This is a genomic window from Rheinheimera tilapiae (assembly GCF_042432165.1).
Lineage (GTDB): Bacteria > Pseudomonadota > Gammaproteobacteria > Enterobacterales > Alteromonadaceae > Pararheinheimera > Pararheinheimera tilapiae.
Map to the genome: position 1 here is coordinate 391,754 of NZ_JBHLXP010000005.1, position 15,098 is coordinate 406,851.

The following is a 15,098-nucleotide window of genomic DNA, read 5'->3' on the forward strand; positions in this document are numbered from 1 at the left end:
AACGGTGTTGAAGTGAAAATAGGTTTTGTTGTCAGCAAAACCTAGTTTTTGCGGCGGTAGATGATACCTGGATTACAGCGGATCATCTCGAAGTCATTGTTGGTGCTGGATAAAGACTCGGAAGCGCCCAATATAAGGAAGCCTTTTGGGTTCAGAGCCTGTGCAAACTGACGGATAATTTTTGCTTTAACTTCAGGCGAGAAATATATCAGTACATTGCGGCAAAAAATGATGTCAAATTTACCAAGCAATGTGTAGCTATCAAGCAGATTCAAATGTCGAAAGCTGACATTACGCCTAGCAGCATCCTTCACGCGCATCATGCCATTCCCACTATCTTCAAAAAATTTAGTACGGCGCTCCGGCGACAATCCACGCGACAATGCTAATCCATCGTATTCAGCACGTTGGCAATGTTCCAGCATCGTATTGGATATATCCGTCCCCAATATGTGAACACCTAAACCGAATGCTGCAGGGCGCATCTGTTGATACTCAAGACCTGTCATCGCAATTGAATAAGGTTCTTGCCCACTGGAGCTAGCGGCCGACCAGATTTTGACATTACGGTGATCTTTCTCAAGTTCAGGAAAAATTTGTTTTTTCAGTAGTTCATAGGGATAAGTGTCACGAAACCATAAGGTTTCATTAGTAGTCATCGCATCAATGACGGCTGACCTGAGTTGGCGTTCAAACGGACTCAGCGTTTTATTTACCAGCTCGGACAAGCTCTCAAGATTAAAACGCATCATCAAAGGCGCAAGCCGGCTTTTGACCAGATACTGTTTATTCTCCCCAAGCACAATCCCGCATTGCTGCTCAAGGAAATCCCGGAAGGTTTTGTACTCGCTGTCGTGCAGCTCTTTATTCACGCGTCTGTTTCCGCAAGTTATTCAGTATGCAACCATTTACGTACTGACTCAGCCAATTCATCCGGATTAAACTTGGCAATGAAGTCGTCAGCACCAACTTTTTGCACCATTTGCTGATTAAACACTCCGCTGAGTGATGTATGCAAAATAACATGCAGTGGCTTGAGCTTAGGATCGAGACGAACTTCCGCCGTCAGGGTATAGCCATCCATATCAGGCATTTCGATATCGGAAATCATCAAACCGATTTTCTCGGTTACTGACTGATCACACTGGGCGGCAACTTCTTGCAGGTAAGTTAGTGCTTCCCGGCCATTTTTCACCAAATGCATTGCAATTCCCAAACTGTCTAATGCACGTTTTACCTGATTTCGTGCAACCGCAGAATCATCAGCGATGAGAATAATCCGATCACCAAGATCCTGTTGGATGGTCTGGGTTTCAAAAGTGTTACTGACTGCGGTTGGTGACGGCGAGATCTCTTCCAGGATTTTTTCAACGTCGATAATTTCAACTAGCTCTTTATCGATTTCCGTCACTGCAGTTAAATAGCTTTGGCGACCGCCCGTCCCTTTCGGTGGCGGCATAATCGCTTCCCAATTAATATTGATGATGCGCTCAACTGAGTTGACCAAAAACCCCTGCACGGACCGGTTATATTCTGCAATGATAATAAAGCTGTCTTTGGTATTTTCAATCGGCCGTCCGCCTGTTGCCAGACTGAGGTCGATGACCGAGATAGTCTGACCACGGATGTGAGCGATCCCTCTGACAAATTTATTCCGTTTTGGGATGGCTGTCAGTGGTGGGCACTGCAGAACTTCACGCACCTTAAATACGTTAATGCCAAATCTTTGACGGCCAGCGAGACGGAATAGCAATAACTCTAAGCGGTTCTGTCCGACTAATTGGGTGCGCTGATTGACTGAATCAAGAATACTCGCCATTTAAGACTCCAAGCAAAACAGTTCGGATCGATTCTTGCAGACCTACGTGTAAGTAGAGAGTATCTGCAGCAAAGTACTGAAAATACAAAGAACTGTATGTTATTCCCCTTTGTCGATAAAGCATAGCCGAAACCATATGAAAATGTACGACAATTTTAAGTTCAACAAGTTAAGTACGCTGGCTCTGTTGCTCGGATTTCAGCATGGTGTGGCCTTAGCCGAAATATATTCACCGGACAATTTGACTGCTGCTGCCCAGCACTGGCTGCAGCAAAGCGTTGGATCGGAGCAAGCTCTAGTCCGCGTACATCCGTTGGACGCGCGTAGTAAGGATCGGGAATGTGCTGTTCCTCTGCAATTCAGTCTGGTCAATCCTAAGTTACAAACTCAGAACAGTATAAAAGTACTGTGTGAAACCGAGCTGGGTTGGCAAATTTACTTAAGTGCAAAAGTAAGTCAGATGCAAGAGGTTGTTGTCAGCCGCCGGCAATTGGCACCGGGCGTTATTCTGAGCAAAGAAATGATCCAACTAGAAACGAGAGACCAGCTTATTAGCCGCGGGGCTGTCGTCACTGATACTGAACTGCTGGACGGCGCCAGGACCAAAAGGTCAGTCAGTCGTGGACAGATATTAACTCTGCAGGATCTTTGCCTTGTATGTAAGGGAGATATGGTTACAATTGAAGGGATCTCTGGTAGTCTGATCGTTGCAACCAGCGGCAAAGCGTTATCTGACGGCAGTTTAGGCGACAACATTCAGGTACAAAATCTGAATTCGGGGCGCAAGGTTCAGGCCAGCGTCACTGCAGTGAAAAGAGTCGCGATAAATCTGTAAATAGTCCTAAAGTTTCAGCAGGAGCTGCCGTTAAAATGGTCAAGGAAGAGGCCAGCAGGTCAATGGGGTGTCAAAATGTCTATTAATGTGAATCAAACGGTGCCGGCAACCACCACGGTGAAAACTGATAAAGTTGACCAAAATATCCAGAAACAACAACAAGTTGCACAGCAGCAGACTGCTATTAGTCAACCTGCACAACGTCAGGATTCTGTGTCTTTGACCAGCCAGGCGCAGCAATTTACCAAAGCACAAGAAAAGGCCAGTAATAGTTCGGGCGTTGACCATAAAAAAGTTGACGAGATTAAGCAGGCGATTGCTGAAGGCAAGTATAAAGTGAACGTAGAACAGTTAGCACGTCGCATTGTTCAATTTGAAGGCGAGTTGTTCGGTAAAAAATGACCAGTCAGCCCCCTGTACTTTCCTTACTGACACAACAACAAGAGCACCTCGATGTGCTTTTGTTGCTTTTAAAGCAAGAGCTCAGCGCCATCAGTAATCGTGATATTGCCGCTCTTGAAGAAAACTCTACTGTCAAACTTCGGCAACTTGAACAAATTCAGCTGTTGGACCAACAGATCGCTAGCCACCCGGATTTACCACAGCTGAAAACAGCGCTGCCATTGATCAGCCAGGTACGCAGCATTGATAGCGTGTTACTACTCTGCAAAGAACAAAATGAAATAAACCGACTGACATTAGAGCAAAGCCAATTGAAAATTGAACGCTTTAAACATGAGCTACTGCAGCAGCGCGGTAAGTCGGGGCTTACTTATAATGCTAAAGGTAAACCGTCCCTTGACTCGGTCGGCAAAGGCATCAAAGCCTGACAGAATCACGCCGTCAATATCACTTCTGTTTGTTATCCCACTTAATAATATTTTACTGACTTGATTCGTCTTACAGGCGCTGAGTTCTGATAAATTTCGTATACCTGTTTGAAATCTAATTCCATCTCGGTTGCATAAAATTCACCGACCGGGTAGGTTTTTACAACGCGAGCGCCCTTGATAATGCCCTGCACTGAGGCTTTCAGTTTGTCATTACCAATCACCGCTTGCTGCATCGTCACTTTATAGTCCACTTTTTGGCCATACACCTGCTCTGCAAGCTCGCGGTATGCTTCTAATTTAGATGCTTTGATCGCCATCAGCATCCGCTGCTCCGCACTGTCGGCTTTTTGCTCAGCTAACGGTGCGTAACCTACCGCTTTAAGCACGGGGAATGTTTTTGGCGGGACTGTTTCCCATTGAACTTCGCGGTCATAAAACATGCTGCAACCAGACAGCAGTCCTAGGCTAAGAAAGATAAACATAAGGCGCATCTGAATTCTCCGGATAAGTAAGTGTGTGGCATACAATTCCAGCACATGACGGCCAAAACTTTGCAGAAATCACGCCAACACTGCTATGCGCACAGAAATTCTGCGGCAAAGGCATAGTCTTTGCTTAATCACTTCAATATCGGAATGCGGAGTTGTGTTATGTCATCATCAGCCAAATTGTGGATCCCTGCTCTGCTCGGGATCTCTGCCCTGCCCGCGACGGCACAGTGGTACGAAACCACCGGCCGGGCAATGATCAGGCAGGGTGATGAAGCGACAGCTCGTGCGCAGGCAACTGAAGACGCGGTAAAGCGCGCTTTGCTGTTTGCCGGTGTCAGTATCCGTAGCGTTCAGCAAGTGACTGACGGATTATTGACGCAAGAAAGCCTGCAGGTTGAAAGTAGTGGTGAAGTACAAAATGTGCAGTTAGTCTCTGAAATGACCCGCGATGGTTATTTTGAAGTAACCATCAGGGCCGATATTGAGCCGACAGAAGCAATTTGCCCAACGATGGCGTACCGCAAAAAATTATTAATCACACCGTTTAGACTGGCAATACCAGAGCAGGCGATTGTCGGCGATCTGTTTAATATCGGTAAAGTCAGTGGCAAGGTATTTAGCAGTAAATTGGAAGAAGTTGGCCATAGCAGCTGGCCTGCAGCCTACAACAATCCGATTGATGTCACTGCACTGAGTTATCTAGAACGTAAAGCGCTACAGCAACAGCTTGGCGCCCGTTATGTGTTAAGCGCCAGTATTGAAGACGTTTCGTTGGGCGGCACCACAGGGACAAACTGGACATTCTGGACTGACGCTGATCGAGACCGCTATTACCATTTGCAAGTGCAGGTATTTGATTTGGCTGAAGAACGTACCGTTTTCAGTCAAAAATACCAAACCACAGCGTTATGGTCCCATCGAAAATCCACTAATCTCGACCCAGACTACTTTCGGTTCTGGGAGACTCCCTATGGTCAGGCAGCAGAACGAATTTTAAACGCGGCGGCGATGGATGTGGAAGAAGCAATTCGTTGCGAACCACTACAAGCCGAAGTGATACAGGTGAAACAAAATCAAGTCCTGCTAAGTATTGGCAAAGCGCATGGCGCCAGTATTGGTGACACTTTCAAACTGGTCCATCGCCGCGAAGTCCCAGACAGCTTTGGGCGGATCCAACCTTTACTGGCTGTCACTGAGCTGACGGTAAAAATTACGCAGCTGAGCAGTGAAGCGGCGTGGGCAGAGAGCGTCAATGCTGATTTATTGGCCAACATCCAAGCAGGTGACTTGGCTATGCCAAACCGCAAACCGCTGGATGATTTTGGCGACGAGGCAGATATAACAGAAGACTGAACTGGCTGCCCCGGCGAGACTCGAACTCACGACTGGCGCTTAGGAGGCACCCGTTATATCCAGTTTAACTACGAGGCAGCAGAGTACAGAGTCTACCAGATGGCCGCACTGCTGTGAATCTCTCTGAAATCAACAGATTAAATTAACAGCGCCTGCACGAACAGGCATCTGTGAATTGACCGACTCTGAGTAGTTTCAAGGCTGAATTTGTTGCAGTACGAGATGGGGTAACAAGGTTGAAGCTGCGGCGACCACTTGCTGGCCTCTGACCGACACTACCCGGCTATTGATTTGCACTCCACGACGTGTTGTCACCAGTGTGCCAACCAGGATGTAATCCATGCCTGCTTTTTCAGATAACTGACGAACATCTCGGGATAGAGCGAAATCCCCTTCCCGGCTGACAGTTATCTTTTTGGTCAGTTTAAAATCAATCACTTCCACGCCGTGTTGCGGCAGTGTCGTCGCCATTGCTTCAGCGAATTGATTTCCAAGTGCATTACTGTTCTGCAGGCTATCGTCGAATTCAACAAAACTGGTTACACCTACTTTGGCACCTTTTAATACATCAAATGCAGCCAGTTTGAAACCAAGCTGGCCGGCATAATCTGTCAGCTGCTTCTTACTATGTTGCAAATTTGGGTATGCCGAAGCCGGTACCGTAGTTCCTTCTATTGCGACCGGAAACTCCGACGGCAGCATCTTGCGAGTCAGTCGTGGCTGAGATGTTGCGAGCGGCAAAAATGGCCTGGCGTTGGGGTCGTTGGCGACCATATCCAGCTGAGATGGCCGGATGATAGTGCCGACAGGTTCCGCTTCAGCCATAGGCTTGTCTTGCAGTACATAGCCGTCAGTGCCAACAGCGGTGGTACTAGTCTGTTCGGGTGCTACTGGCACGGTTGAGTTAGAAACAGACCGACTCTGTTTGTCACACTCACACCATTGAGCACAGCCAGACAAACTGAGTAACATCAAGCTCAACGCTGTTCTTTTCATTTTATTCACCCTGCTTCAGTAATAGTTTTTCTGAACCACCTGATTGATAGAGTGCGTCGACAACCTGTTGTGGAATAAAACCCTGCGCAGTTGCAGCAACTTTTTTACTGGCCACGGACACCAGCCGCGCATTGATCAAAGTCCCGCCCTGATGACGCACTAGCGTGCCACCGAGCACAAACTCAATCGGCTGTTCTTCTTTGAGTTCCATAAAATCGCGGCTGAACACAAAATCGCCTTGCGGTGTGACCCTGATGTAATCAGTTGTTTTGAAGTCAATCACACCAAGGCCAAACTGATGCACTTCATGCATAAAGCTTTCTGATAATTGATTGCCGAGCAAATCCGTTTGATCATAAGGACCGTCGAGGTAAACAAAACTGGTCATGCCAATCACCATTTGCGGATTGACTAAATCGAGATTGGCCACCAGATCATGCATCATACTTTGCACATAGTGATTCACGTTCACGGCGGCTTGTGGTTGATACTGTGACTGTAGCTTCTGAGCGGCCTGCTGAGTAGCCTGATAAGCCTCACCGTTATACAAGGCAGGACTAACATAGTATTGCGGTTTTAACGACTGCTTTGCCGGGCCTTGTAAGGCGACTTCCGATTCCGCGTCATCATTTCCGGTCAGTAGCGAATAACGCTCCCAGCTGGCACAACCGGATAACATGGCCAGACATAACAACAAAAGACTGTGAATTTTTTTCATAGTTGGTTCCAATTTATTCCGGCGATCTTAATTGTCACTCTGACGATATAACTTTTGTTGCCGCAGCTGCACTTGTTCAGTGGCGCCCAGCACTTCAGCCGGGATCAGATCTGACGCGGCTGCCACAACAGTATTGGTTTGTATATCGACCATCCGGGCATTTACTGTAGTGTACTGTTCTGCCTGGTTTAGCGTACCGACGATGATGTAACGCACAGCCTGTTGCGTAGCAAGGTCAGTTAAATCACGGGTCAGCAAGCGTTCGTGATCACTAAAGACTTCAACCGCCTGGCCTGCCCGCAGCTCTTTGACCTGATAACCACGCTGCGAAGCCACGGCGATCATGCTTTCCTGCAATTGTAATCCGAGCAGGTTCTGTGACAGGTTATATGGATCCGGCGTCAGACTGCGCAACTCGGTAAAACTAACCACGGCGAGCGCTCCCTTTGGCAAAGGTTGCACCCCGGCAAATAATCTGCCAGCCAGCCGCTCGGTGTACATCAAGATGGGCCCAACGGCCACTTCCTGCACCATAGCGGCAGATTCCTGCCGATCTGGTTGTTGCTGGCAAGCCGCCAAACTGGCGCTCAGCGCCAGCAGGATTAAGCAGGAATGTCGCATGGAACCCCCGGACAAATAAAAAAACCGCTGAATTGACAAAGATTCAGCAAAAAACCTGCCAGAGTGTCAGTCAGAGCAAAATTATCCGTCAGAAATTTGGGGTATGCCGGGTGCTTCGGTATACTGCGGCGCTTTTTTGGCGCAAAGCTCAGGGTTCAGCACGTTATGCATTCATCTTATCTCGGTATCGACTTTGGCACCTCTAACTGCACAGCCGGGCGACTGAGCCAATCAGCGCAACCGGAATTGTTGGCATTGGAAGCCGGGTCAGCATATTTAAGTTCGGCGCTGTACCTCCCTTGGCCGGACAGCTACGACATTGAAGATGACAGCCAGAAAAAGCCGTCACTGGCTCAACTGTTACGACAACCACAGATGGCTTTACTGGGCCAGGCTGCACATGACCGCTATAGTACCGACCCCCTCGGCGGCATTTTTATCCGTTCCCCCAAATCGATGTTGGGGTCAAGACTTAATCCGCTGCAAACTCAGCTATATCAGCAAGTGTGTGGTCTGATGCTATCGCATATTCACCAATGCGCTGACCAAAGCAGCCAGCAGCATGCCGAATTTGCCGTGATTGGCCGGCCTGTGCATTTTCAGGGGATTGATGGCGCCGATGGCGATGCCCGCGCCGAAACATTACTGCGCGCCGCAGCGGCCAGCGCTGGTTTTCGTGAGGTTCAGTTTGCCTATGAACCAGTCGCCGCCGCTGTTGAATACGAACGCACGTTAACATCTGAACAACTGGTGCTGGTCGTTGATATTGGTGGCGGGACATCCGACATCAGTTTGATCCGCTTAGGTCCAAGTCGTGCACATCAGGCCGACCGCAGCGCCGATTTACTCAGTCACGCCGGCCGGCGCCTCGGTGGCGTCGATATGGATATCAAACTGGCGATTTATGGCCTGATGCCGTTATTGGGCCGCGGCAGTCTGGCGCAAAACGGTAAACCGCTTCCCTCTGCTTTGTTCAGTGATGCGGTCAACATTATCGATATCTATGCACAGGAGCAGTTTTATCAAAGTGCTACCGCAAAAGAGATCAGTAAATTGCTGGAGATAGCCGCAGCACCGGCGCAGGTAGCATTGCTGCAGACTTTGTATCAGCAGCACCTGAGTTATTATTTGGTACAGCAGGCGGAACAAGCCAAAATTAGCCTCGCAACAGCAGCTCAAGTGCAGGTCAATCTGGACCGATTACAGCCAAGCCTCGGTACTGTATTGGACAATGCCATGCTGGATCATGCGCTTTATGTCGAAATGAATAGTTTAAGGGGGTTGATCAGTGATTGCCTGGCAGCCGCCGGAGTTATTCCCGATCAGATTTTTTTAACCGGCGGCGCTTCTGCAGCTAGTGGAGTCAAACGTCAATTGCAGCAATTACTGCCTGATGTCCCACTAATCGCCGGAGATCGCTTCGGTTCTGTAGGTAAAGGACTGTGCACGCTGGCGGCCCTGCATTTCGCCTGACGGCAAACTAGTGGCCAATCGGCGAAATGCTGACACAAAGATAGCCAGCGCCCGGCATCCAAGGTAGAATGCGCGACTTTTTCGTACAGCCCCACCCCGGCGCGCTGTGCTACCTGGGGTTGATATGTCGTTTTCTGCGTTAAATTTAGATCCGAAGCTGTTACAGGCGATTACTGATGCTGGTTACAGCACGCCTACTCCGATCCAGCAACAAGCTATTCCGGCGGTGCTGAGTGGCCGCGACCTGATGGCCGCTGCCCAGACCGGTACCGGCAAAACTGCCAGCTTTGTACTGCCGATCCTGCAGCAGCTGATGAGTCAGCCAGTGGCGCATCCACGCCCGGTCCGCGCATTAATCCTGACCCCAACCCGTGAACTGGCCGCACAGGTCAGTGAACAAGTGGCAAAATATAGCCAACATCTGCAGCCAAAACTGAAACATCTGGTGGTATTTGGTGGTGTATCCATCAACCCACAGATGCAGGCACTGCGTGGCGGTGTTGATATTCTGACCGCAACACCGGGCCGTTTATTAGATTTGATTGGCCAGAACGCCCTGAAAATCAATCAGGTGCAAACTTTAGTGCTGGATGAAGCTGACCGCATGCTGGACATGGGTTTTATCCACGACATCAAAAAAATTCTGGCATTACTGCCAAAGCAACGGCAAAACCTGCTGTTTTCTGCCACCTTCTCTGATGACATTAAACAGTTCACCAATAAACTGCTGCACAACCCGTTGTCGATCAGTGTGGCACCGCAAAACAGCACCGCTGAAAAAGTTGAACAGCAGGTATATCAGGTCGCTAAAGGCCAAAAATCAGCCACGCTGATCCAGCTGATCGCCAAAAACGACTGGAAACAAGTGCTGGTCTTTATGGCCACCAAGCATGAAGCCAATCGTCTGACTGATAAGTTAAACGAAGCGGGCATCAGCGCTGCGGCCATTCACGGTAATAAAAGCCAAAATGCGCGGACTGCAGCCCTGGCCGGTTTTAAATCCAATGAGATCCGCGTGTTGGTTGCCTCTGATGTGGCCGCTCGTGGCATCGACATCGCCCAGTTACCGTATGTGGTGAACTTTACGTTGCCACGTAGTCCGGCTGATTATGTGCACCGCATTGGCCGGACTGGTCGTGCCGGGATGACAGGTTTAGCTGTGTCGCTGGTATATCCGGATGAAGTGAGCCAGCTGAAACAGGTCGAAAAGCTGATCGGCATGAAGATCCCGCAAGGCAGTATCACTATTGATCCGACACTGCAGTTAAATGACAAAGAACTGACCCAACGGCCACCTCGCCCGCCACGTCCACAGCCAAAAGGACCAGCCGGTGAACGGGCTGCGCCACGGCAGGGCGCACCACGTCCGGCGCGTAAACCAGCAGCAGCCACTGGCGCTGATGGCAATACCGCCTCACGTCCTGCTGGTCGTCCGGGTCAGCCACATGGTCAACGCAAACCACAAGGTGCAGGCCAGAACAGCCCACGCCCACAGCAAAACCGGCCAGCGCCGGCGCGCAAACCTCAAGGTACATCTGCCTAATCCGGCATGATGAGCCAACTTCCGCGCCAGCGTTTATGGCAACGCCTGACCGAAGCCGGTATCCCACCGGCATCGCAGCAGGCGCTCCTCGACGCCGGCCGGTTGAGTCTGGTTCCTGCTGCAACCGCACCACTCAAACTGTCTCACTGGCTGTTAAACGACAGCACCCTGCTGCTTGATAGCCGCGCTTTACCCGCCGTACCGCCGCGGCAATACTGGGCCTACCACAAACCTGTTGGTGTCGACTGTAATGTCCGGACATCAGATCCGCACAGCATCGCCACCATATTGCAGCACCTGCCTGCGGGTGTGTTCGCCATAGGCCGGCTGGATAAAGACAGTTGTGGTTTGTTATTGCTCAGCAATGACGGCGCTTTTGCGCAGCGGTTACTACATCCTACACAACAACATCAGAAAACCTATCGGGTACAGGTCGATCAAGCCGTCACCAATTCGATGTTGCAGCAACTTCAGCATGGTTTACGTTACCAGGCCGGTCCGCAGTGGATTGAGGCCCGCCCCTGCATGGCAGAGCGTCGAGGCCCTACTCAACTGGAACTGACGCTGACCGAAGGCAAAAACCGGCAAATTCGTTATATGTGCAGGCAACTTGGCTTAAAAGTATTGCAGTTACAGCGCATCAGGATTGGCGCTTTAACCCTACCAGATCTGACAGTCGGGGAACTGCAAGAGCTCAATCCGCAGCAGGTGGCAATGGCGGCGAGCTATTAACAGCAGAACTGGCATGCTCTTGTGGCAATGCAAAATCCCTTAACATAGCGCACAACCACAAAGCCACGGCATAGCCTAATAACGATCCCAGCACGACGCCCAACCAACCTTGCCACTGCCAGAACAGATGCAGATACAAGCCGCCGGTACTGGCCCCCAGATAATAGAAAACCAGGTACAGCGCACTGGCACTGGCTTTGGCGTGTGTCGCATGTTGATTCACCCAGCCGGTTGCCAGGCTATGCGTTAAGAAAAAGCCAAAAGCGCTGATAAAAAAGCCCACGACTATCCAGACAATTCCCGGCAACAGTGTAAATAGGGAACCAGCCATCATAATGATGACGCCAAGCGCCATGCCCTGCGGGATCGACATCCGTCGCGCGACTTTTCCTGAAATAGCCGAGCCCAACGTACCGGTCAGATAGGTCAGAAACAACAAACCGATCCAGCCGGAACTGAGCGAATATGGTGGTTCAGCAAGAACGAAAGCAATATAAGTGTATTGATTCAGATAGATAAAAAAATTCAGCCCACCGAGCAGAAACGTCAGCAATAAGACTTTTTGCTGCAGGTGATACCAGTTGTCTCTCAGAGCCTGGCGCGCCGAAAACTTTTTCCGGATAAAATGTTGCGACACCGGCAGATAACGCCAGAATGCCCACAACAATCCCAGTGACAGCAGGCTCCACAACCAGAATACCCACTGCCAGTGGCCAAGTTCTGCACTGAAACCAGCCAGCACCCGCCCGGAAATGCCACCTAAAGAACTGGCACTGATATAGAGGCCAACCGCGGTGAATAATGCGGGTTTCTCCAGCTCTTCTCCCATATATGCCACAGCGATGGCGGGCAACCCTCCGAGGAAAAAGCCCTGCAGTGCGCGCCCCCACAGGAGAGCGCTGAAAGATTCAACCTGCGTCAGCAATAAAGTGCTGCAGGTCATGCCGATCAGACTGAAACCGAGTAAAGCGCGCCGGCCAATAGCGTCGGACACAGCGCTGTAAAACAGCAGCGACAAGCCAAGCGTCAGCGTACCAATAGCATAACTCCAGCTGGCCTGTAGCGGCGTCAGGACAAACAACCGGCTCAGTTCAGGCAGCAGTGGCTGTAAGGCATGCAGATTGGCAAAGACCACCACAGCGGCAAAGCTAAGGACTCCGGTGATTTGCCGGTACTGCCGGCTGCCTTTGCCATACATTTGTAAATACTCCGTATCAGATCCAGTCGGACTGTGGTGTTACAGCGGCCGACCTTGCTGATGTTCCGATGAAAAGGTGTATCATAACGACTTTTGCCGAATTGATCTCTGAGGACTTTTTGATGCGTTTATCTTTACTCACCGTTGCAATTGCTGTCGGATTGCTCAGCGCTTGTCAACCAGCGGCCGACAACAGTGCCAGCCAGCCGCAACCAGCTGCAGCCATACCCGCCGTCAAAACCGCCAGTCCTTATGCCGCGGATTATTATCAGGCGGCAACGCAAGCGCTGTTTCAGGCGCGTCCGCTCAGTGCTTCGGCTTACAGTTTGTCAGAAAGTCAGGTTGGTAAACCCTTTGCCGGCGAAATGGAGTTTTATAACAGCAGCGCTGAAAATGCCCTGCGGGAAAGCATGGCCGTGAATGCTAAAGCATTGAGCGCTTTAGCGCTGCCAGAATTACCTGCCAATGCCATCAGCCAGCAAGTCATGGCCAATATTCTGGCTTTTTATGCCGGCGATCCGCGTTTTTCACAAGGTTACATCGATATCTGGATGGGCCATTCCCCATTTATTATTAATCAAATCAATGGCCCAACCATTGATATGCCTGGCGCCTTGTTAAATTCTCACCCTGTGAAAAACGCTGCTGACGCACAGAACTATCTGCAACGGCTAGAACAATTTGGTCCGGCTTTGCGTTCAGTCAGCGATAAATTTACCACTGACCAAAAATCCGGCTGGTTACCACCTCGCGTGCTGTTAGATAAATCGAGCAAAATTCTCAGTACTTATGCTCAGGCGGATGCGAAAGCCCATGCGCTATATCAGGATTTCGAGAAAAAGCTCAATTCAGCCAGTGGCATTGACGCCGCCAGCAAAGCTCAATATCTGGACCGTGCAGCTGAACTGATCAGCACTGTGGTCGCACCGGCTTATCAGCAGCTGCACGATGATGTCAAAGCCGCATTGCCCAATGCACGTGCCGAAGCCGGGATTTGGGCACAACCGAACGGCAGTGATTTTTACGCCTATGCGGTGAGCCAGCTCGGTGACACCACTCTGACGCCCGAGCAAATCCACCAGGTGGGTCTGGACGAAGTGGCGCGTATCAGTAAAGCCATGGACAAAATCCTTAAAGCCAACGGTTATAGCGAAGGCAGTGTTGGCGACCGGATGGCGGCCTTAAATGAAGAACCGCGCTTTTTATATGAAGATTCAGATGCCGGCCGCGCACAGCTGCTGGCTGATTTAAACGGCTACATCAAAGAGATGGATGGCCGCATCAGCGAACAGTTTAAAACCCGCCCGCCCTATGCTGTCGAAGTGCGCCGCATTCCGGTTGAAGTACAGGATAGCGCGGCTGGTGGTCAGTACACCTCGCCGGCCATCGACGGCAGCAAACCTGGCATCTATTGGATCAATCTGGCCGACATGAAAGCTAACGCCAAATTTGATTTAAAAACGCTGACCTACCATGAAGCGAATCCTGGCCATCACTGGCAGATCGCCTTGAATCTGGCGCAGGAGCAATTGCCATTGCTGCAGCGTATCGCACCATACAACGCTTATGCAGAAGGCTGGGGGTTATATTCCGAGCTGGTTGCGGCGGAAATGGGCATGTACAAAAATGACCCGTTCGGCGATTTAGGTCGGCTCAAAGCCGAACTGTTCCGCTCAGTACGGCTGGTCGTCGACACCGGTCTGCACGCGAAAAAATGGACCCGCGAGCAAGCGATCCAATATATGGCCGATACCACCGGTACGGCGTCTTCCGATGTGATTAGCGAAATTGAACGTTATATGGCTTGGCCTGGTCAGGCGCTGGGTTACAAACTTGGCATGCTAAAACTGGTCGAACTGCGGGAAAAAGCCCGTAAAGCGCTGGGCGAAAAGTTTGACATCCGAGCCTTCCATGACATGGTCCTGCTCGGCGGCGCGATGCCGATGCTCATCCTGGAAAAACAAACTGATCAGTGGATCCAGCAGCAGCTACAGCAGCAGTAATGGGCTTGACCAGCCTGTTTTTTTATCGCAGGCTGGTTTTTATTTCATCACAAAGGAAAGCATTCGTGCACGCGACACAACAGGAATGGCTGCAATTGCAGCAAAGTTATGATCAGATGGAGAAACACGCGTTGTGGCTGCGCTTGCTGTGCCTGAGCCTGTGGCTGGCTCTCGTTGAAAATGAAAGCAGCGTCGTGTTGCAGGCTGGCCTGATTGGTTTTTGCTGGCTGAACGAGGCCCTGTGGAAAGCGCAGCAGGACCGCGCTGGCTCGCGGTTACTGGCTTTGGAAGCAGCACTGCGCGAAGGTAAGGACATTGCTTGCCAGTGGCAAACCAGTTGGCAGGCCGAGCGGCCGGGAATTGGCGGTTTGATTGGCAGCTACCTGCAAGCGGCACTGAAACCCACGGTCGCAGTCAGCTACCTGATCCTGGCCGGCGCCAGTGTGTATCGTTATCTGTTTTAACCGCAGTTCCCGATGGTAA

At 50.5% G+C, this 15,098-nt stretch carries 16 protein-coding genes and 1 tRNA gene; 9 read left to right on the forward strand and 8 right to left on the reverse strand.

What is annotated here, in order from left to right; all coding sequences use genetic code 11:
- Positions 1–41 precede the first annotated feature (41 nt).
- Positions 42–872: a CheR family methyltransferase gene (locus ACFFJP_RS18110; protein WP_377247589.1), complete on the reverse strand. Its 831-nt coding sequence runs from the start codon at positions 870–872 to the stop codon at positions 42–44.
- A gap of 17 nt (positions 873–889) precedes the next feature.
- On the reverse strand, positions 890–1,819 hold the full coding sequence (locus tag ACFFJP_RS18115) for a chemotaxis protein CheV (RefSeq protein WP_377247592.1): 930 nt from the start codon (positions 1,817–1,819) through the stop codon (positions 890–892).
- Between the two features lie 142 nt (positions 1,820–1,961).
- Here ACFFJP_RS18115 and flgA point away from each other — a divergent pair, with 142 nt between their 5' ends.
- The 3 genes from flgA to flgN all read left to right on the forward strand — a co-directional run bounded on the left by flgA (position 1,962) and on the right by flgN (position 3,484).
- Positions 1,962–2,654, forward strand: a complete 693-nt coding sequence (gene flgA / locus ACFFJP_RS18120) for a flagellar basal body P-ring formation chaperone FlgA (RefSeq protein WP_377247595.1) — start codon at positions 1,962–1,964, stop codon at positions 2,652–2,654.
- Between the two features lie 75 nt (positions 2,655–2,729).
- Positions 2,730–3,056, forward strand: a complete 327-nt coding sequence (gene flgM / locus ACFFJP_RS18125; RefSeq protein WP_377247598.1) for a flagellar biosynthesis anti-sigma factor FlgM — start codon at positions 2,730–2,732, stop codon at positions 3,054–3,056.
- Complete coding sequence (gene flgN / locus ACFFJP_RS18130) at positions 3,053–3,484, forward strand: flagellar export chaperone FlgN (protein ID WP_377247601.1); 432 nt, start codon at positions 3,053–3,055, stop codon at positions 3,482–3,484. Before flgM ends, flgN begins: the two co-directional genes overlap by 4 nt.
- Positions 3,485–3,525: 41 nt before the next feature.
- Here flgN and ACFFJP_RS18135 read toward each other — a convergent pair whose 3' ends face one another.
- Complete coding sequence (locus ACFFJP_RS18135; protein ID WP_377247604.1) at positions 3,526–4,023, reverse strand: LPP20 family lipoprotein; 498 nt, start codon at positions 4,021–4,023, stop codon at positions 3,526–3,528.
- 114 nt (positions 4,024–4,137) lie between these two features.
- Here ACFFJP_RS18135 and ACFFJP_RS18140 point away from each other — a divergent pair, with 114 nt between their 5' ends.
- Positions 4,138–5,331 (forward strand): flagellar assembly protein T N-terminal domain-containing protein, encoded by a 1,194-nt coding sequence (locus ACFFJP_RS18140; protein WP_377247607.1) that lies wholly within the window; start codon positions 4,138–4,140, stop codon positions 5,329–5,331.
- A 2-nt stretch (positions 5,332–5,333) separates the two neighbouring features.
- Here ACFFJP_RS18140 and ACFFJP_RS18145 read toward each other — a convergent pair.
- The 4 genes from ACFFJP_RS18145 to ACFFJP_RS18160 all read right to left on the reverse strand — a co-directional run bounded on the left by ACFFJP_RS18145 (position 5,334) and on the right by ACFFJP_RS18160 (position 7,666).
- A tRNA-Arg gene (locus ACFFJP_RS18145) sits at positions 5,334–5,409 on the reverse strand.
- Between the two features lie 117 nt (positions 5,410–5,526).
- A complete protein-coding gene (locus ACFFJP_RS18150) occupies positions 5,527–6,156 on the reverse strand; it encodes a FlgO family outer membrane protein (RefSeq protein WP_377247610.1) in 630 nt (209 codons plus the stop codon).
- A gap of 172 nt (positions 6,157–6,328) precedes the next feature.
- The gene (locus tag ACFFJP_RS18155) at positions 6,329–7,045 is read right to left on the reverse strand and encodes a FlgO family outer membrane protein (RefSeq protein WP_377247613.1); all 717 of its coding nucleotides are present in this window, start codon (positions 7,043–7,045) and stop codon (positions 6,329–6,331) included.
- Positions 7,046–7,072: 27 nt separating this feature from the next.
- Positions 7,073–7,666 (reverse strand): FlgO family outer membrane protein, encoded by a 594-nt coding sequence (locus ACFFJP_RS18160; protein ID WP_377247616.1) that lies wholly within the window; start codon positions 7,664–7,666, stop codon positions 7,073–7,075.
- 165 nt (positions 7,667–7,831) lie between these two features.
- On the opposite strand from ACFFJP_RS18160, the gene yegD reads away from it, so the two are divergent.
- The 3 genes from yegD to ACFFJP_RS18175 all read left to right on the forward strand — a co-directional run bounded on the left by yegD (position 7,832) and on the right by ACFFJP_RS18175 (position 11,414).
- On the forward strand, positions 7,832–9,139 hold the full coding sequence (yegD, locus tag ACFFJP_RS18165) for a molecular chaperone (RefSeq protein WP_377247619.1): 1,308 nt from the start codon (positions 7,832–7,834) through the stop codon (positions 9,137–9,139).
- Between the two features lie 124 nt (positions 9,140–9,263).
- A complete protein-coding gene (locus ACFFJP_RS18170) occupies positions 9,264–10,682 on the forward strand; it encodes a DEAD/DEAH box helicase (RefSeq protein ID WP_377247622.1) in 1,419 nt (472 codons plus the stop codon).
- A gap of 6 nt (positions 10,683–10,688) precedes the next feature.
- Positions 10,689–11,414, forward strand: a complete 726-nt coding sequence (locus ACFFJP_RS18175; RefSeq protein ID WP_377247625.1) for a pseudouridine synthase — start codon at positions 10,689–10,691, stop codon at positions 11,412–11,414.
- Here the strand turns inward: ACFFJP_RS18175 and ACFFJP_RS18180 are convergent.
- Positions 11,377–12,612, reverse strand: coding sequence for an MFS transporter (locus ACFFJP_RS18180; RefSeq protein ID WP_377247628.1), 1,236 nt, complete (start codon positions 12,610–12,612; stop codon positions 11,377–11,379). The genes ACFFJP_RS18175 and ACFFJP_RS18180 overlap by 38 nt on opposite strands.
- A 122-nt stretch (positions 12,613–12,734) precedes the next feature.
- Here ACFFJP_RS18180 and ACFFJP_RS18185 point away from each other — a divergent pair, with 122 nt between their 5' ends.
- Together ACFFJP_RS18185 and ACFFJP_RS18190 are read left to right on the forward strand one after the other, a co-directional pair.
- Positions 12,735–14,615 (forward strand): DUF885 domain-containing protein, encoded by a 1,881-nt coding sequence (locus ACFFJP_RS18185; RefSeq protein ID WP_377247631.1) that lies wholly within the window; start codon positions 12,735–12,737, stop codon positions 14,613–14,615.
- 65 nt (positions 14,616–14,680) lie between these two features.
- Positions 14,681–15,079, forward strand: coding sequence for a hypothetical protein (locus ACFFJP_RS18190; RefSeq protein ID WP_377247634.1), 399 nt, complete (start codon positions 14,681–14,683; stop codon positions 15,077–15,079).
- Positions 15,080–15,098: the final 19 nt, after the last annotated feature.